This is a genomic window from Thermococcus kodakarensis KOD1 (assembly GCF_000009965.1).
In the GTDB taxonomy this organism is placed as follows: Archaea; Methanobacteriota_B; Thermococci; order Thermococcales; family Thermococcaceae; genus Thermococcus; species Thermococcus kodakarensis.
Window position 1 is genome coordinate 1,075,293 of sequence record NC_006624.1, and the last position, 24,573, is coordinate 1,099,865.

Annotated in this window: 31 protein-coding genes and 1 tRNA gene; 16 read left to right on the forward strand and 16 right to left on the reverse strand. The window is 51.1% G+C overall.

Annotation, left to right across the window (positions count from 1 at the left end; translation table 11 throughout):
• Positions 1-12: 12 nt before the first annotated feature.
• A complete protein-coding gene (locus TK_RS06055) occupies positions 13-513 on the reverse strand; it encodes an ACT domain-containing protein (RefSeq protein WP_011250178.1) in 501 nt (166 codons plus the stop codon).
• 158 nt (positions 514-671) lie between these two features.
• Here TK_RS06055 and TK_RS06060 point away from each other — a divergent pair, with 158 nt between their 5' ends.
• A complete protein-coding gene (locus TK_RS06060; RefSeq protein WP_011250179.1) occupies positions 672-1,931 on the forward strand; it encodes a radical SAM protein in 1,260 nt (419 codons plus the stop codon).
• A gap of 198 nt (positions 1,932-2,129) precedes the next feature.
• Complete coding sequence (locus tag TK_RS06065; protein ID WP_143598687.1) at positions 2,130-2,639, forward strand: hypothetical protein; 510 nt, start codon at positions 2,130-2,132, stop codon at positions 2,637-2,639.
• 84 nt (positions 2,640-2,723) lie between these two features.
• On the opposite strand, the gene wecB is transcribed toward TK_RS06065, so the two are convergent.
• Together wecB and TK_RS06075 are read right to left on the reverse strand one after the other, a co-directional pair.
• A complete protein-coding gene (wecB, locus tag TK_RS06070; protein ID WP_011250181.1) occupies positions 2,724-3,857 on the reverse strand; it encodes a non-hydrolyzing UDP-N-acetylglucosamine 2-epimerase in 1,134 nt (377 codons plus the stop codon).
• Positions 3,854-5,062 (reverse strand): UDP-N-acetyl-D-mannosamine dehydrogenase, encoded by a 1,209-nt coding sequence (locus tag TK_RS06075; RefSeq protein ID WP_232500641.1) that lies wholly within the window; start codon positions 5,060-5,062, stop codon positions 3,854-3,856. The genes wecB and TK_RS06075 overlap by 4 nt, the downstream gene beginning before the upstream one ends.
• Before the next feature lie 349 nt (positions 5,063-5,411).
• Here TK_RS06075 and TK_RS06080 point away from each other — a divergent pair, with 349 nt between their 5' ends.
• A complete protein-coding gene (locus TK_RS06080; RefSeq protein ID WP_011250183.1) occupies positions 5,412-6,515 on the forward strand; it encodes a DUF354 domain-containing protein in 1,104 nt (367 codons plus the stop codon).
• Here TK_RS06080 and TK_RS06085 read toward each other — a convergent pair.
• Both TK_RS06085 and TK_RS06090 read right to left on the reverse strand, forming a co-directional pair.
• On the reverse strand, positions 6,462-7,010 hold the full coding sequence (locus TK_RS06085; RefSeq protein WP_011250184.1) for a stage II sporulation protein M: 549 nt from the start codon (positions 7,008-7,010) through the stop codon (positions 6,462-6,464). The genes TK_RS06080 and TK_RS06085 overlap by 54 nt on opposite strands.
• Before the next feature lie 5 nt (positions 7,011-7,015).
• Positions 7,016-7,294, reverse strand: coding sequence for a lipoate protein ligase C-terminal domain-containing protein (locus tag TK_RS06090; RefSeq protein ID WP_011250185.1), 279 nt, complete (start codon positions 7,292-7,294; stop codon positions 7,016-7,018).
• 69 nt (positions 7,295-7,363) lie between these two features.
• Here TK_RS06090 and TK_RS06095 point away from each other — a divergent pair, with 69 nt between their 5' ends.
• Complete coding sequence (locus tag TK_RS06095) at positions 7,364-9,292, forward strand: arginine--tRNA ligase (protein ID WP_011250186.1); 1,929 nt, start codon at positions 7,364-7,366, stop codon at positions 9,290-9,292.
• Here the strand turns inward: TK_RS06095 and TK_RS06100 are convergent, their stop codons facing one another.
• Positions 9,293-10,369, reverse strand: a complete 1,077-nt coding sequence (locus TK_RS06100; protein WP_011250187.1) for an AAA family ATPase — start codon at positions 10,367-10,369, stop codon at positions 9,293-9,295. It abuts the gene before it with no gap.
• A 103-nt stretch (positions 10,370-10,472) separates the two neighbouring features.
• Between TK_RS06100 and TK_RS06105 the strand changes: the two genes are divergently transcribed.
• The 3 genes from TK_RS06105 (at position 10,473) to TK_RS12350 (ending at position 11,907) form a co-directional block, all read left to right on the forward strand.
• Positions 10,473-11,351 (forward strand): dihydrodipicolinate synthase family protein, encoded by an 879-nt coding sequence (locus TK_RS06105; RefSeq protein WP_011250188.1) that lies wholly within the window; start codon positions 10,473-10,475, stop codon positions 11,349-11,351.
• 63 nt (positions 11,352-11,414) lie between these two features.
• Positions 11,415-11,639, forward strand: a complete 225-nt coding sequence (locus TK_RS06110; protein ID WP_011250189.1) for a DUF5646 family protein — start codon at positions 11,415-11,417, stop codon at positions 11,637-11,639.
• A 160-nt stretch (positions 11,640-11,799) separates the two neighbouring features.
• The gene (locus TK_RS12350; protein ID WP_394295120.1) at positions 11,800-11,907 is read left to right on the forward strand and encodes a type II toxin-antitoxin system RelE family toxin; all 108 of its coding nucleotides are present in this window, start codon (positions 11,800-11,802) and stop codon (positions 11,905-11,907) included.
• 1 nt (position 11,908) lies between these two features.
• On the opposite strand, the gene prf1 is transcribed toward TK_RS12350, so the two are convergent.
• From prf1 to TK_RS12330, 7 genes are all read right to left on the reverse strand, one after another.
• Positions 11,909-13,156, reverse strand: coding sequence for a peptide chain release factor aRF-1 (gene prf1 / locus TK_RS06115; protein WP_011250190.1), 1,248 nt, complete (start codon positions 13,154-13,156; stop codon positions 11,909-11,911).
• A 64-nt stretch (positions 13,157-13,220) separates the two neighbouring features.
• Positions 13,221-13,457 carry a pro-sigmaK processing inhibitor BofA family protein gene (locus TK_RS06120; RefSeq protein WP_011250191.1) on the reverse strand — a complete coding sequence of 79 codons (237 nt, stop codon included), beginning with the start codon at positions 13,455-13,457 and terminating at the stop codon, positions 13,221-13,223.
• Between the two features lie 10 nt (positions 13,458-13,467).
• Complete coding sequence (locus TK_RS06125) at positions 13,468-14,028, reverse strand: hypothetical protein (RefSeq protein ID WP_011250192.1); 561 nt, start codon at positions 14,026-14,028, stop codon at positions 13,468-13,470.
• 108 nt (positions 14,029-14,136) lie between these two features.
• Positions 14,137-14,532: a type II toxin-antitoxin system PemK/MazF family toxin gene (locus tag TK_RS06130; protein WP_011250193.1), complete on the reverse strand. Its 396-nt coding sequence runs from the start codon at positions 14,530-14,532 to the stop codon at positions 14,137-14,139.
• A 29-nt stretch (positions 14,533-14,561) separates the two neighbouring features.
• Entirely contained in the window at positions 14,562-15,188 is a 627-nt protein-coding gene (locus TK_RS06135; protein WP_143598689.1) for a hypothetical protein, read from the reverse strand.
• Positions 15,189-15,338: 150 nt separating this feature from the next.
• The gene (locus tag TK_RS06140; RefSeq protein ID WP_011250195.1) at positions 15,339-15,734 is read right to left on the reverse strand and encodes a hypothetical protein; all 396 of its coding nucleotides are present in this window, start codon (positions 15,732-15,734) and stop codon (positions 15,339-15,341) included.
• 36 nt (positions 15,735-15,770) lie between these two features.
• Complete coding sequence (locus tag TK_RS12330) at positions 15,771-16,178, reverse strand: class III signal peptide-containing protein (protein ID WP_011250196.1); 408 nt, start codon at positions 16,176-16,178, stop codon at positions 15,771-15,773.
• Positions 16,179-16,298: 120 nt separating this feature from the next.
• Here TK_RS12330 and TK_RS06150 point away from each other — a divergent pair, with 120 nt between their 5' ends.
• Entirely contained in the window at positions 16,299-16,850 is a 552-nt protein-coding gene (locus TK_RS06150; RefSeq protein ID WP_011250197.1) for a hypothetical protein, read from the forward strand.
• A gap of 8 nt (positions 16,851-16,858) precedes the next feature.
• Here TK_RS06150 and TK_RS06155 read toward each other — a convergent pair whose 3' ends face one another.
• From TK_RS06155 to TK_RS06165, 3 genes are read right to left on the reverse strand one after another with little or no spacing between them, the layout of a single operon-like run.
• On the reverse strand, positions 16,859-18,169 hold the full coding sequence (locus tag TK_RS06155) for a site-2 protease family protein (protein ID WP_011250198.1): 1,311 nt from the start codon (positions 18,167-18,169) through the stop codon (positions 16,859-16,861).
• Between the two features lie 39 nt (positions 18,170-18,208).
• Positions 18,209-18,610 carry a DUF126 domain-containing protein gene (locus TK_RS06160; protein WP_011250199.1) on the reverse strand — a complete coding sequence of 134 codons (402 nt, stop codon included), beginning with the start codon at positions 18,608-18,610 and terminating at the stop codon, positions 18,209-18,211.
• Between the two features lie 9 nt (positions 18,611-18,619).
• Positions 18,620-19,780, reverse strand: a complete 1,161-nt coding sequence (locus TK_RS06165; RefSeq protein WP_011250200.1) for an aconitase X catalytic domain-containing protein — start codon at positions 19,778-19,780, stop codon at positions 18,620-18,622.
• A 93-nt stretch (positions 19,781-19,873) separates the two neighbouring features.
• On the opposite strand from TK_RS06165, the gene TK_RS06170 reads away from it, so the two are divergent.
• The 8 genes from TK_RS06170 (at position 19,874) to TK_RS06205 (ending at position 24,561) form a co-directional block, all read left to right on the forward strand.
• A tRNA-Met gene (locus TK_RS06170) sits at positions 19,874-19,951 on the forward strand.
• Positions 19,952-20,053: 102 nt separating this feature from the next.
• Positions 20,054-20,968, forward strand: coding sequence for an LAGLIDADG family homing endonuclease (locus TK_RS06175; protein WP_011250201.1), 915 nt, complete (start codon positions 20,054-20,056; stop codon positions 20,966-20,968).
• A gap of 68 nt (positions 20,969-21,036) precedes the next feature.
• Positions 21,037-21,492 carry a 30S ribosomal protein S15 gene (locus TK_RS06180; protein ID WP_011250202.1) on the forward strand — a complete coding sequence of 152 codons (456 nt, stop codon included), beginning with the start codon at positions 21,037-21,039 and terminating at the stop codon, positions 21,490-21,492.
• 30 nt (positions 21,493-21,522) lie between these two features.
• Entirely contained in the window at positions 21,523-22,956 is a 1,434-nt protein-coding gene (locus tag TK_RS06185; RefSeq protein WP_011250203.1) for a DHHA1 domain-containing protein, read from the forward strand.
• The gene (locus TK_RS06190; RefSeq protein WP_011250204.1) at positions 22,934-23,191 is read left to right on the forward strand and encodes a KEOPS complex subunit Pcc1; all 258 of its coding nucleotides are present in this window, start codon (positions 22,934-22,936) and stop codon (positions 23,189-23,191) included. Before TK_RS06185 ends, TK_RS06190 begins: the two co-directional genes overlap by 23 nt.
• A gap of 15 nt (positions 23,192-23,206) precedes the next feature.
• Positions 23,207-23,809, forward strand: coding sequence for a 30S ribosomal protein S3ae (locus tag TK_RS06195; RefSeq protein ID WP_011250205.1), 603 nt, complete (start codon positions 23,207-23,209; stop codon positions 23,807-23,809).
• Positions 23,810-23,872: 63 nt separating this feature from the next.
• On the forward strand, positions 23,873-24,139 hold the full coding sequence (locus TK_RS06200) for a hypothetical protein (RefSeq protein WP_232500564.1): 267 nt from the start codon (positions 23,873-23,875) through the stop codon (positions 24,137-24,139).
• The gene (locus TK_RS06205; protein ID WP_011250207.1) at positions 24,136-24,561 is read left to right on the forward strand and encodes a type II toxin-antitoxin system VapC family toxin; all 426 of its coding nucleotides are present in this window, start codon (positions 24,136-24,138) and stop codon (positions 24,559-24,561) included. The genes TK_RS06200 and TK_RS06205 overlap by 4 nt, the downstream gene beginning before the upstream one ends.
• Positions 24,562-24,573: the final 12 nt, after the last annotated feature.

The following is a 24,573-nucleotide window of genomic DNA, read 5'->3' on the forward strand; positions in this document are numbered from 1 at the left end:
CAGAAACTTCGACTAATATATGGATATTCTCTTGACACCTTCGAGCTTGGAGAGCTCGTTTATTAAGTCTCCCGGTATGGGCCTCTCAGTGATTATCGTAAGGGTAGCCTCAGGGTAGAGTTCAGGATCTTCTGCGACTACCTGTATGATGTTTATGTCATGCTCCGCTATCTTCTGGGCTATCTTCGCGAGTATTCCCACTGCCCTCGGTTCGGGTTCTATCTCGATGACGCCGTAGCCAACGTGCCTGCCGACGTACTTCATGTGGACGGTCGGCTCGAGGTTCGTGTATATGTCCCTCAGCTCGGGAACTTTGAGAATCATTCCAACGGTCTCTTTAACGACTCTCCTGTCAACATCGAGGGCCTTGGCTATCTTGGTGTACGGGACTTCAATGTCCCCGGCCTTTATCTTCATATCATCGGAGACCCTAAGACCATACTTCAGGAGGGTTTTCGCTATGAGTTTCCTCACAGGATATTCGTCAAAGTAGTGCTCGATCCTTCCCCACATCCTGCATCACCCACTTAAGTTCACCACTATACTTTTTGCATCATTGATATTAAAATGTTTCCATGTCCGCATAATGACAATCTCAGGGGTTTAAAAATTTTGAGGATGGATAAAACCTCCATCGTCGAGTTTTTAAAAGCGGATGAAAACCCGTGGACATGATTGAAGTCTCACTGCCCCACGTGACCTTTGAAGATGTCGGCGATAGCATAAGGCTGGTATGGAGAGAGACACTTTACGCGGACTTCGACAAAAAAGAGCTGATCAGAGTAATCAAGCGTAAGTACCGCGTAAAGCCCGAGTTAATTATAAAAGATGGGAGACTTTTCATTGACACTGATTATCCTGGAATTGAAAAGTACATTGCAATCTACATTCAGAACAATCTAGGAGCCCTTCTCAGGAACAGATACACCAAACGGAAAGTTCTTTACATCCACGAGGGCCTCGATGTCCCTCTCCTCGGCTACAACGCCTTTGGCCTGATCGACAGGGGAACTAACCTGATTCAGGTCAGGGGAGTGAGCGGCTGCAATCTCAGCTGCGTTTTCTGTTCCGTTGACGAGGGTCCCTATTCAAGAACAAGGAAGCTCGACTACGTTGTTGACATAGACTATCTGATGAAGTGGTTTGATGAGGTTGCCCGGATAAAAGGAAAGGGCCTTGAGGCCCACCTCGACGGTCAGGGCGAACCTCTCATATATCCCTTCCGTGTAGAGCTCGTCCAGGCCCTCCGCGAGCACCCAAACGTCTCGGTTATTTCAATGCAGAGCAACGGGACGCTCCTGAACGACAAGCTGGTTGAGGAGCTGGCCGAGGCTGGCCTCGACAGGGTAAACCTCTCGATCCATTCCCTCGACCCAGACAAGGCGAAAATGCTGATGGGCAGGAAAGACTACGATCTCCAGCACGTCCTCGACATGGCGGAGGCCCTTGTGAACGCAGGAATAGACGTTCTCATTGCACCCGTTATCATTTTCGGGGTGAACGACAACGAGGCTGAGGCCTTCATAGAGTTCGCCAGAAAGATCGGCGCCGGAAAGCGCTGGCCCGCGCTGGGCTTCCAGAACTACGTTCCCTACAAGTTCGGTCGAAACCCTGTCATAGCCAAGGTCAAGCCCTTCAAGGAATTCTATGCCTGGCTTAGGGCCCTTGAAGAAAAGACTGGAATGAAGCCCCTCGTTCTAAAGCCCGAACACTTCGGGATGGAGAAGAGGGAGTTCATTCCCCTTGCATTCAGACCGGGAGAGGTCGTTAAGGCAGAGGTAGTTCTCCCAGGCAGGATAGAGGGAGAGATGATAGCAAAAGCCAGAAACAGACTCATCGAAGTCATAAATACCAGAGCGGAAGTTGGGGACAGGATAAGGGTTAGAATAGTGAGAACCAGGCATGGAATATACATCGGGACCCCCGTGTAGTTCAAGATGCTCCAACATTCCAGACAAGATTTGTAACATTGTGAGCAATCCAAACTAATTGGGCGAACATTTGTAAAATTTCCAATAAAATACCTTTCTAATAGCATAATCCTTAAATACGATGAAAAGTTTAACTACAATTGGGGGAGGGGAATGAAAAGGGCCATAATTTCGATAGTTATGTTAATTTTGCTCATAATGGTGTACACTAACGTAATGTCTGCACTTGGTTCTATCTCCAACGTGCTCAACGGAATCACCGACCCCCTCCAAGACCCGGACAAGCTCGTCAACGGCATCAATGTGGGGAAAAACAACATGCCCCAGTTAAACCCCGCTGGCAACCAGATAGAATATCTAGCGGAGAACACACCGCTTCCAGGATCGGGGGTGTATACTGTAGATCAGATGAACGAGAGTCTCCTCAGGGAAGTCCTAGACCCAACCGACTGGTACGTGGGAAACACCTCCCTCAGCTCAGACTACGCGTACAGAGTGTACAACGACACTCTGAAGGTCGTGAAGAACTCGACCGAAACATCGAAGTCAATAATAGAGAAGTTTCTTGGGGTCTTCAAAATCGGCACAGACAACAACGAAACTCAAAATGGACTTGGACAACTACTGGAGGATGCCCTGGAAAAAGTTCAGAACATCACCGAATCAACCGAGGACTACATCAACTCCGTATTTGGAGATAAACAGTGATCGCCGTACATTACTTCCCCATCTATACTGCTTAAGAGTATTGCCATGAAAGGTTAGTTCTTGAAAAGCGATGAAAAAGAATAATCAGATGAAGCGGGAGCTTTTAACTTTCAGCTCCCCTTTTTCATATAGCCCAACCAGGATTTTTGCAATCTTCTCTCCGGCTTTTCCGTCCCCGAACGGGTTAGGTGCCTTTGCCATTTTCTCATAGAAGTCTCTGTCCTCAATCAGCCTTTGCAGGTAGCGGAGAACCCTCTCCCTTTCAAGGCCCACTAAGATATTGCCCCCAGCTTTGACTGTTTCCGGCCTTTCAGTATTGTAACGGAGGGTCAGGCAGGGCACGTCGAGAATTATCGCCTCCTCCTGAACACCTCCCGAGTCGGTCATTACGGCGAAGGCGTTCTTCTCCAGCCTCAGAAAGTCGAGGTAACCGAGCGGTTTGGTGAGTATAAGGTTCTCTATCGAGGCAACCCGTTCCCAGAGACCAAACCTCTTGAGCCTGCCCTCTGTCCTCGGATGGATAGGGTAAACGGCCATCATCGGAAGACTTTCGAGGATTTCAACAAGCCTGGTAAGGTTCTCCCAGCTGTCGGTGTTCTCGGCGCGGTGGGCCGTTATGAGGATGTACTCTTTGGGCTTAAGGTCAAGCCTCTCGAGGACGTCGCTCTTTTTCTCCGCCACCAGGGAGTTCTGGAGTACGGCGTCAACTATTGTATTCCCCACAACATAGACGTTTTCCGTTATGCCCTCCCGCTCGAGGTTTTTCCTGGCTTCTTCGGTCGGAGGGAACAGGACTTCGCTCGCATGGTCAGCTAGGATTCTGTTTATCTCCTCGGGCATCGTCCGATCAAAGCTCCTCAGCCCAGCCTCAACGTGGGCGACGGGTATCTTCAGCTTCACGCTCGCCAGAGCACCCGCTAGAACGGTGTTGGTGTCGCCCTGTACTAAAGTAACGTCGGGTCTCTCCTCCATCAAGACTTTCTCGATTTTAATCATGGCCTTCCCCGTCTGCTCCGCCTGAGTTCCAGAGCCTACTTCGAGGTGGTAGTCTATCGGCGGAAGCTCAAGTTCCTCAAGGAAAATCCTACTCATCTCGTAGTCGTAGTGCTGGCCGGTATGAATGAGCAACGGCTTAATTCCCATTTCAAGGAAAGCCCTTACGACGGGGGCCAGCTTGATGATTTCGGGCCTGGTCCCAAACACAAGGGCGGGTTTCAATATTCACCCCTCCCTATGCCCTTAAAGAGGAAGCCTCTCGGAGGTTTGTCTATGATGTGTCTGCCGTCTATCAGAATCTTCGTCCTCATAAGCTTCCCAAGCTCCTCCCAGTTGAGGTTCTTAAAGGCCGTGTGGTCAGTGGCGATAACCGCCGCGTCGGCACCCCTCAGAGCCTCCTCCAGGCTTTCAGCGCTTCCCCCAACAAACGGGTCATAGCTTCTGACTTCCCTGACGTCGTCCTTTATGGCGTCTATAAAAGCTATGGCAGGGGAGTTCCTCGTGTCGTCGCTGTTTCCCTTGTAAGCCAGCCCAAGGACGGCAACCACGGCCTCTTCAGGTGGAACGTTAAGCTGCTTAAACGCAGAAAACAGAAGGTCTTTCGTGAAGAGCGGCATTGAGTCGTTTATCTCCCTGGCGGTTCTTATGAGGCCAAAATCTTCCTTAGCCGGCCAGAGGAGAAGGTGGGGATCCTTAGGAAGGCAGTGGCCGCCGACACCGATTCCCGGAAGGTGAATGTTCACGCGCGGGTGTGTATTGGCCAGTTCTATCGCCTCAAAGACGTTTACCCCGTACTGGTGGGCGAGGAAGGCGAACTCGTTCGCCAAGGCAATGTTCACATCGCGGAAGGTGTTCTCCATGAGCTTCACGACCTCGCTAACGGTGGAACTTGTCTTGAAAGTCTGCCCCTTCACAAAGGAGCGGTAGAGCTTTTCAGCTATCTCTGAGCTCTCTGGGGTTATCCCGCCAAAGATTCTGGAGTTATAGACAAGTTCCTTGAATATCCTGCCAGGCATAACCCTCTCGGGCGCGTGCACCATGTAGAAATCCTCGCCTGCCTTGAATCCCCTTATCTCCTCGATGAGCTTCGCCATTTTGACAGTCGTCAGCGGGGGGACTGTGCTCTCTATCACGACAAGGGAACCCTTTTTCATCCGCTCTGCGACTGTTCTGACCGCGCTTTCAAGGTAGCTCAGGTCGGGGGTTTTGTCTTCCTTTAGGGGGGTCTGGACGCAGATTATATAGGCGTCTTTGTTCCTTATCTCCTCAGGGTCAGAAGTCGCCCGCAGGTTGCCGCTTGAGACGGCCTTCTTCAGGAGTTCGTCTATTTCGGGCTCTATTATGTGAGCTTTTCCAGAGTTTATGCTCCTAACAACGTCTTCTCGTATCTCATAACCAGTGACCCTAAACCCTGCATTCGCGAACATTATCGCAGTCGGCAGCCCAATGTATCCGAGCCCGATTACGGCTATTTCCTTCACATCTACCACCGGGGGGAGCTATCCTGGACGGAATAAAAGCCTTTTCCAGCCAACGGTTGTGAAAATGTTTTAGGGTGTGATAAGTTAGTTAGAAATGCCAGCCTCTCAAAAACCTGAGCGGATTTTGGGTGTAGTTGAAGGAAGACATTTAACAGCCAATTTCATCCAAAGAAAGGGTTAGAAAGCTTTTTCAATCAAAAGCAAGAGTTGAGGACACAGAAAAAAACGCCTTCACAACGGTTTTTTGGAAACCCTTATAATGGACAGATGCGTCCAGTTATTGGATGGTGGTAGAATGAAGGTCTGGGTGGATATAACCAACGCGCCTCACGCTCACTTTTTCAAGGGCTTGATACGGGAGCTTGAGAAGTCCGGCTATGAGATTATAATCACCACGAGGGAGTTTGACGGCCTGACCGGAATTCTCGATATGCTCGGCTTTGACTACTACGTCGTCGGGAAGCACGGAGGGGCTACTCTTGAAGGAAAACTTCTGGCAAGCTCGGAGAGGGTTTACAAACTCAGCAAGCTCATAATAGAGGAAAAGCCCGACCTGGCGATTTACAAGCACTCCGCAGAAGCTCCAAGGGTTGCATTTGGCCTCCAGGTACCCAGCATAGGCTTCATTGACAACGAGACCGCGATTGGTCAGAACAAGCTCATAGCCCCGTTCACAAAACTGCTCCTGTATCCAAGAGCTATTGATGCCTATGAGCTGATCAAGTGCGGTGCAGACCCGAACGGCATGAGGCCCGTTAACGGATTCTCCGAGCTAGCCCACCTCTACGGCTTTAAGCCCGAGAGAAAGGTTCTGAAAGAGCTTGGGGTGAAGCGCAACGGGTACATCGTTATGCGCACCGAACCCATAAAGGCCAACTACTTCAACGGCGACATAAAGAGCATTCTTGAGGACGTCATACCCCTTCTTCCAGACATCCCAATAGTCCTGTTCCCGAGAACTGAAGAGCAGAGGAAGCGCTTTGAGCGCTTTGACAACGTCATAATGCCAGAAAAGCCCGTGGACAGCTTGAGCCTTCTTTACTACGCCAGACTGATGATAGGAGCAGGGGGAACGATGAACAGGGAGGCAATAGCCCTCGGGACTCCAACGATCTCCACTTACCCTGGAAAACTGCTCGCCGTTACCAAGTGGCTCGTTGAGCTTGGGGTAAAGTTCCACTCAACGGATCCCCTGGAAGTTGCCACAGTGGCGGAAAGGATGATAGAAATGAACGGCAGTTACAGGAACTACATCCGGAGCGTTGTTTCGGGGCTTGAGAACCCAATGGAGGTAATCCTGAAGGAGATAGAAACATATGAAACCGAGGGAACTTTCCTCGTCTCATCAGAGGCCGGCAACGTTGGGAGTTATGTAAGCCTCGATAAACGCAGCGATTAAGAGCATCAGCAAAACCACAATGTAAAGCCTCAAGGCCTGGAGGGCACCCTCTTTGAGGCCTTTTCCCTTATCTTCTGACTCCATAATCCTGCGGTACCAGCACATACCTGCCGCTCCGGCCAGGAGTATCGCGGGGATTTCTACAATCCCGTGTGGCACAAGGCCCAAAATGAGAGTTTTTACTGGGATTCCTTCTTCCTTGAGCACGCCGACGACAAGTCCGACTATGAACCCGTTGGCAAATATCACAAAACCAGAACCAACACCAAAAAAGAGACCCGCCACAACCACCAGAAGCGCAACCCTGGCGTTGTTGAGGAATATCCACACAAAATTTCTGAACGGGTTCTCGGAGATACTTCCAAACTGTCTGGCAAGCCGCTCCATATATTCGAAGGCCATTCCCGGCTGGAACCTCACGTATGCCAGACCCGCAGCTATGCCAGCGAAGAGTGCCAACAGTAGATAGAGGAAATACCTGCCAATTCTCCCCACGGGTTTCACCCTTCGAGGGCCTTCTTCAACGCTATCTTGAAGTCCTCGACGTTTATATAAGGCATCTCGACGTCAAGCCTCATGGCAAAGAACTCGTCTATTATCCCCTCCAGCTCTTCGAGCTTGTGCCCTTCAAGCCTGCTTTCAAGTTCATGAACAGTCTCCTCGGGATGAATGAAGAAATCTCCCGTTATCCTGACGTTTTCAGCCCTTCCATCCCTTTCGTCGAACTCTATCCTTATGAGGCCCTTCTTAGCTTTGTGCTCACCTACGTGGTGCTTCATACCCATCCCCTTAGTAAGCTCGCGGGAGAAGTTTTTAAAGGTTGGGTTGTAGTTGGGCCGGTGGTGAGGATGGTTTACAAAGAAGTTCAGGAAAGGGTAAGGCTCGCACTGCGTCAAGCTCTTGATGAAATGCTCCATGAGGCTGGAAAGGAATGGGACGGTGAGATAACCTTTGATGACACCCCCAGCATCGAGCTGGGCGACTTTGGAACGGCAGTGTCCTTCCAGCTGGCCAGGGTATTCAGGAAGGCGCCGAAGTTTATAGCCGAGGAACTCGTTGGGAGAGTGAAGGAAAAGCTCCCAGAAGAAATAAGGGACGTTAAAGCCGTGAACGGCTACATAAACTTCTACCTCGACTACGAGTTCTTTGGAAAGGCCCTTGTGAGGGAAATACTCGAGAAGGGCGAGAAGTACGGCGAGAGTGAACTCGGGAGTGGAAAGAAGGTCATAGTTGAGCACACTTCTGTGAACCCGACAAAGCCGCTCCACATGGGGCACGCGAGGAACGCCGTTCTCGGCGACACGATGGCGAGGATAATGAGGAAGCTCGGCTACACCGTCGAGGTTCAGAACTACATTGACGATCTCGGCGTTCAGTTCGCCCAGGTTCTATGGGGCTACCTAAACCTGAAGGAGGAATTTGAGAGGATTGAAGCGGAGCTACGCGAGAAGGGCCTGAAGGAGGACTTCATAGACCATGTAATGGGCCTGCTCTACGTTGAGGTCAACAAGAAACTTGAGGAGAACCCAGAGGTTGATAAGGAAGTCCGCGAGCTGATGAAGAAGCTCGAAGAGGGCGACAACGAGATAGCCGAGGTTGGAAGGAAGCTCGCCGAGCGCGTTGTCAGGGCGCAGATGCTCACCACTTACCGCATGGGGATAACCTACGACCTCCTCAGCTGGGAGAGCGACATAATGAAGAGCGGGATCTTCGGCGAGGCCTACGGGCTGATAGAGAAGAACGAGAACTTCTTCTGGGCGACGGAGGGCAAGTACAAGGGAGCCTTCGTGATGGACTTAAGAAAGCTCTTCCCTGATATGAAGAACCCGTTCCTCGTTCTGAGGAGGAGCGACGGGACGGCAACCTATACCGGCAAGGACATAGCCTACCACCTCTGGAAGTTTGGCAAGGTCAAAGCCGACATGCTCTACAAGCTCTGGGACAGGGTTGAGGACCACGAGACCTGGACGACGGCTCCCGACGGAAAGGAGATGCCCGGAAAGTTCGGAAGGGCTGATATAGTAATCAACGTCATCGGCGCCGAGCAGAAGCACCCGCAGATGGCGATAAAGTACGCGCTCCAGCTCCTTGGCTTTGAGGATGCGGCTGAAAACTTCCACCACCTGGCCTACGAGCACGTGGTAAGACCTGAAGGCTCGTTCTCCGGAAGGAAGGGAACGTGGGTCGGCTTCACCGTCGATGAAGTCCTCAACGAGGCCGTCCAGAGGGCAAGGGAGCTTGTCGAGCAGAAGAACCCGAACCTGAGCGATGAGGAGAAAGATGAGATAGCCGAGGCTGTTGGCGTTGGGGCAGTCCGCTACAACCTCGTCAAGTACAGCCCGGACAAGGTAATCACCTTCCGCTGGGAAGATGTCCTCAACTTCGAGGGAGACAGCGCCCCGTACCTCCAGTACGCCCATGCAAGGTGTGCCTCTATCCTCAGGAAGGCCGAAGAGAGCGGAGTGGAGACTGACTGGAATGCCCTGCTTGAGAAGGCGGACTTCTCAAAGCTGACAAACAGGGAGAAGGAGCTGATAAAGTTCCTCGCGAAGTTCCCGGAGGTTCTGGAGAGCGCTGGCAGGGACGTCAAGCCCCATCTCGTTCCAGCTTATCTCAACGAACTGGCCTCGCTCTTCAACAGGTTCTACATGGACCACCCAGTGCTCAAGGCCGAGGAGGGAATAAGAGAGGAGCGCCTGCTCCTCGTCTTGGCTGTAAAGCAGGTTCTCAGGAACGGACTTGATGTTCTCGGAATAAAGGCGCCGGAGAGGATGTGATCAGTCCTCTTTAATCACTTTTTCCACAACCGGGTCTATAATGTGGTAGCGGCCGTTTTCCTTCTTTATCCAACCCATTTTCTCCAGGTTCACGAGAAGGCTGTTGAGGCGTGCGTTGGTTATCGGACCGCCTTTGGCCTCAACATAGTCCTTTATCTGAGACCACCTTGAAAGTCCAATTGAGATCGCCTTTAAAATCAAAGCGTAGCGGGGGGAGCGCTTCTCCAACTCAAAGAGCTCCTCCTTTATCATGGCCTTTGCCCTGTTCATGGTTGTCTCTATAGCTTTCTCAAAGCTTCCCTTCTTCCAGTAGTTGAATCCGAACTCAACGAGCCATCCGGGGATACCATCGAGCTCGTCAACAGCTCTTCTTATCTCATCTTCAGGAACTTTAACTCCAACTTCTGCAAATCCCCTCCTCAAGAATTCCTCTGAGAGCTCTCTGGGAAACGCCCTTATCTCGATCTCCTCTGATATTCTGCCGTAGAGGGGGCTGGAATAGTCGTCAATTCCAACAAAGTCGTGGAGGAGGCCCACTTCGGAACCTGTGAACACGAAGCTGATGTTTGGGAGTGAATCGTAGGCATAAGCTACTCCTGCGAGGAAGTCTTTACCCCCTCGTGAACCAAAGAAACGGAGGTACTGAGCCTCGTCGAAGGCAATGACGACTTTCTTTCCAGTCTTTCTTCCGAACTGCTCCAGCCTATCCAGAACATCAACCCAGGTTGATTCCCTGGGTTTTAAGTGAAGGCCTAGGAGGTTTATCTCCTCCACCTTAATCCCCCTAAGGAAACCAACCCTGCCCTTCCCGAGGAGTATCCTGGTTATCTCGTCAACGAGCATAGCTGAGCTTATACTGCCGCTACCAGCGGAATAGAGGCGGCGGGTGTCCATGTAAATTCCAATACCGGAGTACTCGTTCAGGGCGACCTTCAGCAGAGAACTTTTCCCCACTCGTCTAATTCCGATGATGAGGCTTATCGGATATTCGTTCATTCCGTTAAGTATACTTTCAAGTTCTTTCTCCCTGTCAAAGATTTCCTCCCTTCTTTCTTTAGGTCTTGGATCAAACAGCATTAGGTATCGCCCCCGATACTAAGTATCGGTACCGATACTTAAGGTTTTCGTGCAATACCAACACTAAAATACCCTTTTAGACGTACTTTATCCCGGTGATTCCATGCGTGGCGTTATAGTCCCCATTGTCACGCCCTTCAAAGAGGACTATTCAATAGACGTACCAGCTCTCGAAGAGCACCTCGACTACCTCCAGAAGGTCGGGGTTCACGGAATATTCATAAACGCGACTACCGGGGAGTTTACGAGCCTCAGCAAGGAGGAGAGAAGGTTTTTGGCCGAGAAGGGCAGGGAACTTGTAACTTCAGCGTTCTACCTCGTGGGGACGGCATCATCGAACACCCTCGAGGTCATTGAACTTACAAAGCACGCCCAGGATATTGGCGCAGACTACGCCGTGATAGCGCCCCCATACTACTGTCCCCTCACCGAGGAGGCACTATTCAGGCACTACTCAATGATAGCGGAGAAAACCGACATCCCAATCATACTATACAACATCCCCGCCTGTGCGAACTCGCTGAGCGTTCCACTCGTCAAGCGCCTCACCATAGAGTACCCAAGCATTGCCGGCATTAAGGCCACCCTAGACAGCGTGAACTACATAAGGGACATTATTCTCGATGTGAAGGGAGAAAGGAAAGACTTCAGGGTCTTCACTGGCCTCGACCAGCACTTCCTCAACACGCTGATCCTCGGCGGCGATGGCGGAATAATGGCGTGCGCGAACTTTGCACCAGAGCTTCATCTACGCCTCTACAAGGCCTTCAACGAGAAGCGCTTTGAGGAGGCCTTTGAATACTCAAGAAAGCTGGCTAAACTCTCAAAGGTCTATGACATCGCCTCGTCGTTTGGATCGGCTATAAAGCTCGCAATGAGAGTCAGGGGCTTCTCGATAAAACCCGTCCTCAGGCCGCCCTACACTATGGATGGAAAGGAAGTTGAAGAAAAGGTGAGGGCTCTCCTCTTAGAGGTTCTGTAAGCCAAGAAAAAAGTAGTCGAAACATAAAAATACCTCCTGTAGATACCACTAGACGGTGAGAGTATGGAAAGGACTACTGATGCACGCATTGAATATATTCTCTCTGAACTGGAGAGGCTCAAGGTTCACATCCAAAGACTTGAGTCTATGCTCGTTCCCCTTGTGAAGGACGAAGTCCCCGAGGAGGAGCTCAGAGAGATAGAAATGGAAGCGAGAAAGTTCAAGGAGGAAAGCGAGGAATGGATTGATGCCGAAGACCTCGATGAAATCCTGGAGGATGAAGAATGACGTTCAGAGTTAAAATCAGAAAGGAAGTCATAAAAGAGCTAAAGAAAATGCCAAAGCCAATCTCAACAGATTTCTGGAGCTGAAGGACGTTCTTCAGTATGAAGCCGTTCCGAGGGACAGGTTTGATATCGCAAAGCTGAAGGGTTCCGATGATCTGGATATATACAGAGTTAGACTCGGTGAATACCGGGTTATCTACTCAGTAAACTGGGAAGAGAGAGTTATACTAATCCATCGGCTTAAAAGAAGAGGGGAAGCGTATAAATAGCTCACTGAATCTTGTACCTCAAAATCGCTCCGAGACCTCCAAAGGCCTTGTAGAACTGCTGGCCTTCCTCGGTATCGAGGGAGATGATCTCGACGTCCGCCCCGCTCTCCTCTGCCATCTTTATAAGCTCCTCCGCTACGTCCCACTTCTCGAAGGTTATGTTCTGGCTTCCGCACTTGGGACAGTGAGTTAACTGCTTCTTGTAAACATGGAACTCCCCCTCGCTCATTGTCTTGAGCTCCTCCCAGCCGCAGTTGTTGCACTTCGCCCTGACGCGAACCTTGTCGTAGCCCTCGCTGATTAGGAGCTTGTCAACGGCGCCGAGCTCAAGGGCCTTCCTAACTTCCTTCTCACCGTAGGTTATCATTCCCGTGTCCTTGACGAGGTGCTTGAAGAACTCCTGGATGAGCTGACGCTCCTTAACTGCCTCATGGTCTTTGAGGATGTCGCTGGCCTTCTCAACAAGCTCCCTTAGACCGTACTCACCGTGGTAGCTGATGTCAACAACGCCGATGACCTTCTTCCTGAGCTCGTGGTGGAGGTAATCTCCCTCAACGAACTCCTCCTTCGTCGGACCAGGACCGCCTATGATTATGCCCCTGAGCTCACCCTTCTCAAGGAGGGGCAGGAAAGCCTTGTTGGCGTGCTCCCCAATCCTCTTCATGAACTCGTGGGTCTCCTGCTCCCTGATGCGCTCGTAACGCCTCGCCGACTGACCACCGGCGCGGGTCTTTCCGGGGACGTTGGAGGTAAGCTCGTCTATGACCTCGATTCTCTTCCCACGGAGGAGACCTATAGTCGCCTCGTTCTTCTCGACGGTTATAAGGCCGTAGGCGTCCTTAACGCGGAGCATCTCCTCAAGGGGCTCGGTAACGAAGGTCTGGTCACATCGATATAGCCTGACGTTGAGCGGCTCGGGTGGAACGATAGCCCAGAGCTTTATGTCGCTCACACCTTCCTGCTCGCTCACGTTTCCGACGAAGAGAGCCAGGCCGTTCTCGGGGGTCTGTTTGTAGAGCTTGAGATGCTGCATCGCTCTTTCGAGTGCACCAAGGACGTTCTTTCGAGTTGACTTGCTCTTGATGTTCTGAGCGGTCCCGTACTCCTCCCTAAGCTGCTGCATGACCTTGTTTATGTCATAGCCGGCCGGGATGTAGAGACTGACGAGCTCGGTTGCGCGGCCTCGATAGCTCTTCAGCTCCTCGACCTTCTTCTTGAGTTCGTACATCTCGGCAGACTTGTGAGACATGAGCATCACCCCTAACTTCTCTCGCTGAAATAGGCACGAAAAGGGCCTTTATAAAGGTTTGGAGCTACAGAAGGGAGAGCAGGATTACTATGAAAACACCCGGGATTCCACCGATTGCCACTATGAGAAGGTTCAAGAGGTTAAGCTGGACGTGAGTGACGCCGAGGAAGTTGAGGAGGCCGATTATCAGCAGGCCAGCTATCGTGTTCAGGGCGAGCCACTTGATTATTGCCAGGGTCAGCTTGATGAGGATCCATCCAACTGCTATAAGAAGGAAAAGAAGAACTAAAAGCTCCAGCATTTTTCCCACCTCAGAGCTTTTCAAGAGCTTCCTTTGCTATATCTCCGAGCTTGACCCACTTCTTGCCCTCGAAGGGAAGTATCACTTTGTCCTCGACGTCCACGAACTCCCGGACCTTCTCTGACAGCTCGCGCAGGCCGAGTTCCCCTATGATCATGAGGGCGAATCCCTTCTGGTTTTTGTCCCCTGTTTCGAGCTGCTTCCCAAGTTCCTCAACAATCCAGGCCCTGTATTTGTCGAGAAGCTCCGGATAGGTTTTGACGATAGCATAAGCCAGCGTCATCGCGTTCTCCCTGACGTAGGGGTTTCTAGATTCCGTAAGGCCAAGGATTTTCCTGAAGGTATCCTCGTTAAAATGACCCTTGACAACATCAGGGTTGCTTTCCACGAGGTTCGTTATCGTTAGCAGGGCATCTCCAACAACACCCGGGTTGTTCGAGGAGAGAAGTTCAAAGAGGGCCTCCCTGATCTTCTTGTCCTTTACTGCCTCCTGGAGAAGGAGTTCGAACTGGCTCTCCTCCAGCATCTTTTGAACCTTACCCTTCTTGGAGCCGAATGAGAGGAACGCCATCGCCACCACCTTAAGGGGATTTGGAGAAAGGAGATTTAAAGGTTTATCTTTTCTTTTTGAAAGCTTTGCCCTTCAAGGCGAGCGAGCTTAGTGTTTGAGGTTCGGGGATTAAAAGAGGCTGTGGATGTTGGATAGTAGTTGTTTGAGTGTCGGCCGGTCGAGTTTTCCGATTAGCTTTCCGTTTAGAACGATGTCCTTGGGAAGGGTGAACAATTTGAACGGCTTGATGATGCTTATGTTCCTCAGCCTTCCCGTTCCAGGCACTAGGTTAGAGTTGGAGATTATTATCACCCTCCTTTTGAGTTCAGGAGGTAGGCTTAGTATTCGGTAGTCTTTGTGGCGGGATACCTGGCAAACTATAACGTCCAAGTTATCTGAGTTGAATTTATTCTCTGAGACAATTATGACAGGCCTTATTTTGTCTTTTAAAACGAATTTTTGGCTGTTACCCTGGAGTTCATAGTAAGGAAACGGTGCCGTCCATATTTCACCTTGTTCCAGCATGTTTCATCCTCCTCTGGCTTCAAAGAAAGTCAGTCTTCCAGAAGTTCGTCAATGAAGTAGTCGTCTATTGTCCTTGGTTCGGGATTTAGGGACTTTATTTTCTCCGCGACGATTTTGAAGTCTTTTTCAAGTTCAGCTAGGTCTCTTTCCTCTTCGACGATTTTCAGCACTCTCAGAAGCAGGAGGAGGAAGTATCCGATTAGTTCTTCTATGGTGTTGAAATCCCTGTTTTCCACCATTATCCCAAGGAGGTTCGCCTCCAGGGACAAGAATTTGTCGAGGATTTCAAACTGCTTAACTTCCTCTTCGGTTAGGTTGTCCTTGCTTAATGCCTTTTCCCATAGTTTTCTGTTCGATTCGTTCACCTGAGCCTGAAGTTCCACAATCTCGGGGATTAAGATATTGAGCACTTCCTCTTTGACTTCTTCTGGGTTTATGTAGCTGTTTTCCGCGGCCTCCATGAGTTCGTCCAAGAAGGGGGATGTTTCAGATAGGATAATGTTGTTGATATCCCCTATTGCTCTTTCGTAGGATTCTTTAGTTGCCTCCTCGGGAGTGATCTGTAGAAGTTTTTGCAGGATTTCATCGGAGTTTTCATCTATTTGCGCCCGTATTTTCCCAAATACGTCTGATAACGATGTGATGTCTGTGAACATGAGAAGAGGAACGTCTCTGAAAAACCTTTGCCAGAATGTATAGTACTCTCTCGCCGCTTGGGCGCACACAAGGATCACCCTCAATAGTTTCTGTCTCCAATGGGTGGTATCAACGCAATGCTTAAATAAGTTTTGCAGTTATCCAGCTCCCTAGCTTCCCAGCGCGCAGATTATTACCTTGCACGCCTCATCGTTGCCGTCCATGCAGTCGTCATAAATCTGTCCCATGTTCTTGCCGTTCACGTCGTAGTTGATCACACCGGAATAATCGCCTGAGTAGGAAGTCCCCTGGACTGTGCAGGTGGTCTTTCCGTTCGAGGTCGAGAGGGAGACGGCCTTGGATTTGATGTCTTTCCAGGTTCCCGTGGCGTTGAGCTGAACGACGATGTACTGGGCGGAGTTCTGGAGGGAAAGAGTGCCAACCTGCTCGCCAGTTTGAAGTGTCTTTGGAAGATAACCAGAATTGTATGCAAAAAGAGCGGCGAATATCATAGCAAACGCAAGGATGAACATGAACATATACTCAATAGAAGCCTGAGCACGCATCGCTATCACCAAAGAAAAGAGAAAAGAGTCATGGGATCAGCCAAGATCAATTAAGATATAGCAATACTTCTCATCCCCAGCCATACAGTTGTCATAGACCTTCTTGAGAGTCAAATCGTTGCTGATTACTGATTTGTATGTATCTGCATGAGTAGCCGTTGCGTTAACTAGGGGAGTAGAACTATCCGGTTTTATAACAAGAGTCTTGTTTCCATTGTCACCCCAGGTCACTATATAGTTGTCATTCCAAGCGTTTCTGCTTATAAGGTTGCTCTTGGCAAGCTCAGCCTGGGCCTGAAGCTGGGCAATGTTACCCTGTTCCTGTGCCTGGCTTCCACTGTTGCTCACGTACCTCACAGCTATCAGGATTATAACCAGGGCGGCCGCGATCATGAAGAGGTACTCGATGGCACCCTGGCCCTTCCTCCTATTGAGTCTGAACATTCCTCAACACCTCCGAAGGGTTACTTCATTCCATTTTTCAATCCAAAAACCCTTATATAGCTTTCTACCCAAATTTGAGGGTGAGGCCTTCAATATTGTGTAATCAGCAGGGGTGGTGGCATGAGGTTGCTTAATTTCCAGCATGAATCTGCAAGTATCGAGGATTGTACAAGCACTGTGGTTGAATTATCAAATAAGGCCCTCCAATCAACCCACGGATTCATATCATCCGCAAAGATTTCCCTGAGCTTTGGAGCTTTTATGAACCTTGGAGTTACGGTGCTCATAGACGACGAGAAAGATATGTTAAAGGGCATCATTGCGGAACATTCAACTGGTAAGAACAGGGCCGATGCCCTCAACAAAGCCCTAGAGATTCTCAACTCGAAGCTGCCGAAGAACGCTGAGGTTGTGGACTTCGAGGTCGGCACCTACGTAACCCCCGTTACGAGGAGGGCCTACGGCGTCGCTGTTGCCGTTTACAACGCCCCCACTGAGCAGAAACCCTTCGAGGAGTTCACAATGGAAGAAAGGCGGAGACTCATCGCACGGGTTCTCAAGGAGTTCAACTACAACCCGAAGGTGCTGAACATCTCGGAGCTCGCCAGAATGTTCGGAGTGTCGAGGGACTCGATATACTACGACATCCAGCAGATACTAAAGGAAAAATAATTGAAAGGCTAAGCCGTCCAGAGCGGCCTCGGAGTTGCTGTAATCACGAATATCACAAGCGCCGTTAGTGCTAGAACTATTCTGCCCTTCGAGATAGGACTAACCTCGTCGAGAGCCCCCGGGTTGCCAGCGGAGCCTATGAAGATTATCAGTATGGCCCATATCAGCCAGCCGCTCCAGAGGTAGCTCATCCCGACGAGGAGCAGAGCTGCGGCGTAGGTTATCATCTTATGCGCCTTCTCGCTGATAAACGCCCTAAGGATGTGGCCGCCGTCGAGCTGGGCGACGGGGATTAGGTTGAGGAAGGTAACCAGTATTCCGACCCAGCCAGCTATGGCTACTGGATGAAGGAAAATCACGTAATCGCCCTGTACGTTGAGCACCAGCCTTTGGAGGGCCTCAAAGAGCAGGTTGGTTCCGAAGTAGAGACCGCCCTCCGTTGATGGCACCATGCTCATGGGCACCAGCACGGATAGCTTCAGACCGAGCACTGTAACTGGCACGGCGACGAGGAAGCCCGCTATCGGCCCGCTGACGCCGAGGTCTATGGCGGCGTTTCTGGTAGGGAGCGGTGACTTCACCCTTATCACGGCTCCCAACGTCCCGAGGATGTTTGGGAAAGGTATGAAGTACGGCATCGTCGCTTTAACGCCGTGGTAGGTGGCCGCTATCTTGTGGCCGAGTTCGTGGGTGCCTATTATGGCCATCACGCTGACCGAGAAGGAGAGCGCAATTATATACGGGTTTCTAAGGCCTGGAAGGCCGTAGTGTTCAAGGGTGGCGATGTAGTTGAGCGCCAGGTAGTAGCCGGCGAAGAACGTCGAGAGTACTGTAAGCACGAGGAAAAGCCAGGGGAGCCACGGATTGTCCGGGGGTATCTTTCCAGCGGGAAAGACGAAGAGCACGATTCTGCCGTCCCTCTTCTTAAGGGCCGCCCAGTAGCCGAGGTTCTCAAGCTCCCTGAGAACCCTCTCAAAGTTTTTTTCGTAGATGTCGAGAACCTCAAAGACCGCCACGTGCCCATCAAAGCCGTAAAACCTCAGAGAGTAGAACTCATTCAGCTTTGCCTCGACCTCTGGGGGAAGACCGTGAGGCGATTCTCTCGGGACTTCAACCCCGGGAGAAACTCCACTCCCCTCGGGAGCTGGGACTTCCTCCCTCCCAGAACGGACGTTCGGAGATTCTACACCGCTTACAGCATAGCCCACTAGTATCATGTCGCCGCCGCACTTGGGACAGGCCCTCTCAATCACGGGTTCGGTGGAATCCAGAACTTCCCTGTGGCCGCAGTTTACGCACTCGTATATTCCCCTCGGCATTTTCACTTCCCAAAAGAAATTGGGGAGAAAGTTAAAAACCTACTCCCCATCCTCAAGGATTTCGACCTCTCCGCTGTCGGCATCGACGCGGACTTTCATCCCGGTCTTGAGCTTTGAGACATCCACACCGTCAACCATTGGAATGTCTGATATAATCGCGCCCGTGGCAACTATAGTCTCGGCTTCTCCGACGATTATAGCCTTCGGGGCTTTGTTGTTCTTTTTGAGGGCGTAGATGACGTAGGAACCAACCGTGGAGCCCTTGCCCCTCGGGAAGACGAGGATTTTTCCCGCTATGCTCTGACCCCTGATGTCGCTCTCGGCGTCAGTCACGATGCCCGTCTCGGGATCAACGCCGCCGAGAAAGGAGAGGGGCTTCCTGGAGACTATAACTTCTCCCTCCGCTTTGCCCCCAACGATCTTCCTGCCCTTGAGCTTCATGTTACCACCTCACGGAGCCTCCTTTATCAGGTTCTCAACGTCGTCAAGCCGTACGCTGAAGCCGAAGGAACGGAAGTAGAAGGCCGACTTTCCGCTGTTCGTGGCTATCCCCCTGTACCATCCCTTTATCGGCGAGACGACGAAACATGAATCGGGTATGATTTTCCCGTTGTAGCGTTCGATTATCTCAGTATAACCCAGGGCATCCGCCAAAGCCTTCACGGCCCTGCTGGCGGTTATGAAGAGGGGTATCTTGAGGGGCTTCCCGCGCATTCTCAGGAGTTCTGCTATTTCCTTGACCTCTGGCAGGGAAGCGTGCGGACAGCCAATCAGGATCATGTCTATATCACTCCAATCGTCCTGGAAGGATTCTCTAACGGCTTTAAGGTCAGAGTCCTCAACGGTTATCGTTTCCAGTTTGTCAGTTATAGCCTCCCTGTACTCAGGGGTCTCTCCCTCAACGTGGTAGAGGGCTATCGAGCCGGTAGCCCCCATCGCGGCGCCGAGCTCCTTGAGGAACTCGGTCTTTTCAGGCTTTAGGTTTTTGAAGTAGGGGACGTCGTTTCCGAGGGTCTTGCCGACGTGGTAGCCGAGAACCGAGTAGTCTGCGAAGGTCTTTACCTTAGCTTTAACGTCAACGATAACCGTTGCCTTCCTGTTCTCATCGAGGTGGAGGCCGTAGTTTGGAGTTTTGCCGACGATGGCAGCGGCGAGGCTTGAAGGTCCACCTTCCCTATTTGTCCTCGCTCCAAGTATGGAGTTGGCGAAGCTGACCGCTGAACTCTCGCTCCAGGCTATATGGTCCCCGAACTTGGGGAGGTTTGCGCCGTAGTACGGGGTGCAGGTAGATGTGACCTCAATGCCCATCTTTCTGTAAAGCTCAAGGACTTCCATCTGCTTTTCCATGAACTCGTCGTCGCCTATTCCCGCCGGATTGAGGGTTGTGTAAACACTGACCTTCGCTCCAGCCTCTACAAAGTCCCTCAGGAACTCGATTCCAGCATCACCGATGTTCTTGTAGGAGACTCCCGCCACCTGGGCGCTCTTTATCGGAATGAGCCTGTCAGCACCGTAGATGTCGCCGAGGGCAACGAGTATCTCCATCGCCTTCTGGAGGGCGTAGCCGTACTCTCCCGCTAAAATTAGCTCCTCCTCCTTCGTCAGGTACATTCTACCACCGGCATAATTTGACCTGGAAAAGTTATAAAACCGCCTCCGCAAAATTTATAAACCCTCCACTGTTCACTAACTAACGGGTCGAGCAGCGGGGTGGGGCAGCTAGGAGTGCCCGCCGGGCTCATAACCCGGAGGTCCGAGGTTCAAATCCTCGCCCCGCTACCAGTCTATTTTTGTGCATTTCTTCTGGTATTTGTTCCCCCATGATGTTTATTGTTCAGCATAATTTTCGAAAAGTTTATACATACATCTTGCTAAGTAGTAATAATGAGAAGGTTGCGAGATTTATCAGTATTCGAACTCAAAGAGATTATGGACTATGCAAGAACTCTCCGTTCAGAGGGGCTTAGTTATTCAGCCATCTCATCAAAGATCGCTGAGGCATACGATGTTAGCGTTTCCCGACCTACCATCAGTAGATGGTGCAAGGGAACACACGACCCATTCAACAAAATAAACGATGTGAATTTGAGCCCGTCCCCAGCTCTCTCGTACGTGATTGGTGTTTATCTGGGAGACGGAAGCATTCATAACAAGGATAACGGAAAATACCGAATAAAGCTCAAGGTTGTAGACAGGGAATTTGCTGAGGCGTTTTACAATGCTCTGAAGACGCTGGGATTGCATCCCGTCTTTGGATTTGAAAACGATTCCACGAGAGTTAATCGTTTTTATGTTGAAGGCTCCAGCAAGGCTTTGTATGGATTTTTGAAAAATCCCATTGAATTCCTATTTGAGGTAGCAGAGTTGTATCCTGCGGAGTTTTTGAGGGGTTTCTTTGACAGTGAAGGTTTTCCGGTGGTCTCTGCTGGTAAAAGATTTAGAGTTTATGTGGAGGCTGTGAACTCGAATCTGAAACTGCTCGAATTTTCAAGGAAGTTGCTCGAGACAAAATTCAAGATAACATCCGCGATATTCAAGATGTATTCTAAAGGTCAGAGGGTTGTTATACGAGGACGGGAGTATAAATCAAATGTGGATATGTTTGGCCTGCGAATAACCAGATTAATGGACATTAAACGGTTCCACGAGGAAATTGGATTCACTGCAGAAAGAAAAACTCAAAAACTGCAGTATGCGCTCTCTCTTCTGGAATGCTGTCCCAACGATGCCACTATGCGTTGGAAGGAGAGATACATTAAAGTTGGTAGGGAGTATCGGGAGCGGGGCAAACCTTTTTAAACTCATTCCGCAACGCCGATGCGAAGGGGCGGCTGGCGGGAGCTGGCCGTCACCGGGAGGTGTATGATATGGCGAGGATACACGCGAGAAAGAGGGGTAAGTCTGGTTCAAAGAGGCCACCGAGGACCGCTCCGCCGGCTTGGGTCGAGTACACGGCGGAGGAGGTCGAGGCTCTGGTTGTCAAGCTCAGGAAGGAAGGCTACAGCACGGCCATGATAGGCACGATTCTCCGCGACCAGTACGGCATTCCGAGCGTCAAGCTGATAACCGGCAAGAAGATAACCAAGATACTCGAAGAGAACGGCCTCGCTCCGGAGATTCCAGAGGACCTCATGTTCCTCATTAGGAGGGCCGTCAACCTCAGGAAGCACCTCGAGCAGCACCCGAAGGACAAGCACTCAAGGAGGGGCCTTCAGCTCATCGAGAGCAAGATCAGGAGGCTCGTCAAGTACTACCGCAGGACTGGCAAGCTCCCAGCCAAGTGGCGCTACGACCCAGAGCAGGCCAAGCTCCTGGTCCGCTGATCCCTTTCCTTCTTCTTCCGGTGATGCCGCGTGGATAAGGAGGCTTTTTTGGAGCGCGTTAGGGAAGGGGCCGAGCTAATTAAGATGCATATCGAGTTAGGTCACACGATAAGGCTCATCTCCCACAGGGACGCTGACGGCATCACGGCAGGTGCGATTCTTGCGAAGGCCGTTGCGAGGGAAGGGGGAACCTTCCAGCTCAGCATCGTCAAGCAGGTGAGCGAGGAGCTTATAGACCAGCTGGCGAGGGAAAAGAGAGAAATCTACGTTTTCAGCGACCTCGGAAGCGGCTCAATTGAACTCATCGAAGAAAAGCTGAACTTTGCCACCGTCGTCGTTGCCGACCACCACCCACCCGAGAAGGACTCGTTCTCAACGGACTCCCACGTCCTTGTTAATCCGGTTCCATTCGGAGCAAACAGCGTTAGGGACTTGAGCGGCTCTGGGGTGGCCTACTTCGTCGCAAGGGAGATGAACAGAAAGAACAGGGACATGGCCTACGTAGCCATCGTCGGCGCCGTTGGGGATATGCAGGAGATAGACGGGACTTTTCACGGACTCAACCTTGAAATCATAGAGGACGGAAAGGAGCTGGGTATTCTCGAAGTCAGGAAAGAACTCAGGCTCTTTGGAAGGGAGAGCAGGCCGCTCTATCAGATGCTCGCCTACGCTACCAATCCTGAAATCCCGGAGATAACGGGAGACGAGAGGAAGGCAATAGAATGGCTCCGCGCCAAAGGCTTTGACCCTGAAATGAAGTACTGGCAGCTGAGGGAAGAGGAAAAGAGAAAGCTCCACGAGGCCCTCCTCGTCCACATGATAAAGCACGGAGCACCGAAGGAAGCAATAGACAGGCTCATTGGTGACGTTGTCATAAGCCCGCTCTACCCTGAGGGGGACGTAAGACATGAGGCGAGGGAGTTCGCAACGCTCCTCAACGCCACAGGAAGGCTGAACGCCGGAACGCTGGGAGTTGCTATCTGCCTGGGCGACGAGGAAGCCTACAAAGTTGCCAGAAAGATGCTCGACGACTACAAAAAAGAGCAGATAGAGGCGAGGAAGTTCATAATCCAGAACTGGAACATGGTCGAAGAGGGGGAGCACGCCTACGTCTTTTACGCTGGCAAGAACATACGGGACACTCTCGTTGGAATAGCAGCCAACATGGCCATCAACGCGGGTCTGGCTGACCCAGAGAAACCCGTGGTAGTTCTAGCCGACAGCGACGAGGACGAGAACCTGGTAAAAGGCTCTGCCAGAACCACGGAGAAGGCACTGGAGAAGGGCTACCACCTTGGGGAAGCGTTGAAAGAGGTTGCCGAAAAACTTGGCGGCGAGGGCGGTGGACACGCCATAGCCGCGGGCATACGCTTCCCGAAGAACAGGATAGACGAGTTCATTAAGCTCTTCAACGAAGCCCTCGGGAGGCAGGTGAAGGGCGGTGGAAGTGAAGGCGAGGGTTGAGATAGTCTGGCACTACGGCGATGATGCCAAGGCGAGGGCAATAGCTGAAGCAATCCAGGTGGACAACGAGAGCATGCCCGAGGAACTAAAGAAAAGTTTAAATGTGCAAACCCGATGGGTTGATGGAGACGTCATAACAAAGGTTAAATACTCGGGTGAGATTGACACCCTCATCAAAGCGCTCGATGATATTGTGTTTTCGGTCAAAATCGCCGAAGATAGCGTAGAGGTGTGAACTGGAGGTGTTAAGATGGCAAGAGGTAACCCAAGGAAGAGGGCCGCTGCGGCTAAGGATAAGTGGAAGATGAAAGAGTGGTACATCGTTTACGCTCCCGACTTCTTTGGGAGCAAGGAGATAGGCCTCACTCCCGCTGACGACCCTGAGAAGGTTATAGGCAGGGTTATTGAAACGACTCTGAAGGACCTCACCGGCGACTTCACCAAGGGCCACGTCAAGCTCTACTTCCAGGTCTACGACGTCAAGGGTCAGAACGCCTACACCAAGTTCAAGGGCCACACCCTCGCGAGGAGCTACATAAGGTCCCTCGTCAGGAGGAGGACCACCAGGGTTGATGGAATATTCAACATCACCACCAAGGACGGCTACAAGCTCCGCGTCATGGGCATGGTCATCGCCTACAGGAGGATTCAGACCAGCCAGGAGAGGGCTATCAGGAAGATCATCCAGGACATCATCTACAAGAAGGCCGAGGAGCTCAACTTCGCTGACTTCGTTCTCCAGTCTGTCAACGGTCAGATAGCCAGCGAGATAGCGAAGGAAGCGAGGAAGATATACCCGATCAAGCGCGCCGAGGTCAGGAAGATAAAGGTTCTCGCCGAGCCTTCCGCCTGAAGGCTTTTTCAATTCTCTTTTGGTTCTATTCTCGGAAACGTTATATGCTTCCATGCCGTATTCATGTTGGGTGATAGGGTCATGGGATCTGCCACAAAGCACATTCAAGCCGAGATAGATGAGAGGCTCTACCTCATGCTGAAGTCCATTTCCATCCGAACTGGAAAACCGCTCAAAGAACTTTTGCAGGAGGCGATTGAGAAGTACGTCGAGATTGAAGAGAAAGAGCTTAAACAAAAGGCGAAAAACGACCCCATCTGGAAAATCGTTGGAAAGGGGGAGCTTGAGGAGAACGCCAGCGAAGACGAGGAGTGGGGGCTTACCGAATGAAAAGGCCGGTGCCAGAAGTTATCTACCTTGACACGAGTGCGCTCATAGCCCTCTTCAACAGAAATGACAAGAACCATGAAAGGGCTGTATCTTACCTGAGGGAGGCCCTCGAGTCCGGGAACCTCTTTCTCCTCTCAAGGCCAGTGCTCATGGAGTACTTAAACGGCCTATCCAAGAGGTATGGAAAGGAGATCGCTAAGGAAAACTACGATGCCCTAACCTCGAGTAGCTTCGTGTACATTGAGAACGAAACGGAGGCAGATTGGAGAAAGGCTTGGGAGTTCTTCTTTAAGTATCGCGACCAGAGGGGTATTGACCTCTTCGATTCCCTCAGCTTTGCGATCATGGAAAGGCTCGGCCTGAAAACAGCTTTCACGTTTGACTCTGACTTTGAGGTTCATGGGTTTAGGACTGTACCATAACCGGGAGGTGAT

Excerpts from the sequence above, each read along its gene's own strand:
- TK_RS06110 (WP_011250189.1), top strand. The coding sequence starts at position 11,415 with ATGGAAAGGACTACTGATGCACGCATTGAATATATTCTCTCTGAACTG.
- TK_RS06165 (WP_011250200.1), bottom strand. The coding sequence starts at position 19,780 with ATGTACCTGACGAAGGAGGAGGAGCTAATTTTAGCGGGAGAGTACGGC.
- TK_RS06065 (WP_143598687.1), top strand. The coding sequence starts at position 2,130 with ATGGTGTACACTAACGTAATGTCTGCACTTGGTTCTATCTCCAACGTG.
- TK_RS06130 (WP_011250193.1), bottom strand. The coding sequence starts at position 14,532 with ATGCTGGAACAAGGTGAAATATGGACGGCACCGTTTCCTTACTATGAA.
- TK_RS06135 (WP_143598689.1), bottom strand. The coding sequence starts at position 15,188 with ATGTTCACAGACATCACATCGTTATCAGACGTATTTGGGAAAATACGG.
- TK_RS06105 (WP_011250188.1), top strand. The coding sequence starts at position 10,473 with ATGCGTGGCGTTATAGTCCCCATTGTCACGCCCTTCAAAGAGGACTAT.
- TK_RS06095 (WP_011250186.1), top strand. The coding sequence starts at position 7,364 with ATGGTTTACAAAGAAGTTCAGGAAAGGGTAAGGCTCGCACTGCGTCAA.
- TK_RS06090 (WP_011250185.1), bottom strand. The coding sequence starts at position 7,294 with ATGAAGCACCACGTAGGTGAGCACAAAGCTAAGAAGGGCCTCATAAGG.
- TK_RS06140 (WP_011250195.1), bottom strand. The coding sequence starts at position 15,734 with ATGCGTGCTCAGGCTTCTATTGAGTATATGTTCATGTTCATCCTTGCG.
- TK_RS06200 (WP_232500564.1), top strand. The coding sequence starts at position 23,873 with ATGTTGGGTGATAGGGTCATGGGATCTGCCACAAAGCACATTCAAGCC.
- TK_RS06205 (WP_011250207.1), top strand. The coding sequence starts at position 24,136 with ATGAAAAGGCCGGTGCCAGAAGTTATCTACCTTGACACGAGTGCGCTC.
- prf1 (WP_011250190.1), bottom strand. The coding sequence starts at position 13,156 with ATGTCTCACAAGTCTGCCGAGATGTACGAACTCAAGAAGAAGGTCGAG.
- TK_RS06150 (WP_011250197.1), top strand. The coding sequence starts at position 16,299 with ATGAGGTTGCTTAATTTCCAGCATGAATCTGCAAGTATCGAGGATTGT.
- TK_RS06120 (WP_011250191.1), bottom strand. The coding sequence starts at position 13,457 with ATGCTGGAGCTTTTAGTTCTTCTTTTCCTTCTTATAGCAGTTGGATGG.
- TK_RS06160 (WP_011250199.1), bottom strand. The coding sequence starts at position 18,610 with ATGAAGCTCAAGGGCAGGAAGATCGTTGGGGGCAAAGCGGAGGGAGAA.
- TK_RS06175 (WP_011250201.1), top strand. The coding sequence starts at position 20,054 with ATGAGAAGGTTGCGAGATTTATCAGTATTCGAACTCAAAGAGATTATG.
- TK_RS12330 (WP_011250196.1), bottom strand. The coding sequence starts at position 16,178 with ATGTTCAGACTCAATAGGAGGAAGGGCCAGGGTGCCATCGAGTACCTC.
- TK_RS06080 (WP_011250183.1), top strand. The coding sequence starts at position 5,412 with ATGAAGGTCTGGGTGGATATAACCAACGCGCCTCACGCTCACTTTTTC.
- TK_RS06195 (WP_011250205.1), top strand. The coding sequence starts at position 23,207 with ATGGCAAGAGGTAACCCAAGGAAGAGGGCCGCTGCGGCTAAGGATAAG.
- TK_RS06180 (WP_011250202.1), top strand. The coding sequence starts at position 21,037 with ATGGCGAGGATACACGCGAGAAAGAGGGGTAAGTCTGGTTCAAAGAGG.
- TK_RS06055 (WP_011250178.1), bottom strand. The coding sequence starts at position 513 with ATGTGGGGAAGGATCGAGCACTACTTTGACGAATATCCTGTGAGGAAA.
- TK_RS06125 (WP_011250192.1), bottom strand. The coding sequence starts at position 14,028 with ATGGCGTTCCTCTCATTCGGCTCCAAGAAGGGTAAGGTTCAAAAGATG.
- TK_RS06060 (WP_011250179.1), top strand. The coding sequence starts at position 672 with ATGATTGAAGTCTCACTGCCCCACGTGACCTTTGAAGATGTCGGCGAT.
- TK_RS06075 (WP_232500641.1), bottom strand. The coding sequence starts at position 5,062 with ATGTTCGCGAATGCAGGGTTTAGGGTCACTGGTTATGAGATACGAGAA.
- TK_RS06155 (WP_011250198.1), bottom strand. The coding sequence starts at position 18,169 with ATGCCGAGGGGAATATACGAGTGCGTAAACTGCGGCCACAGGGAAGTT.
- TK_RS06100 (WP_011250187.1), bottom strand. The coding sequence starts at position 10,369 with ATGCTGTTTGATCCAAGACCTAAAGAAAGAAGGGAGGAAATCTTTGAC.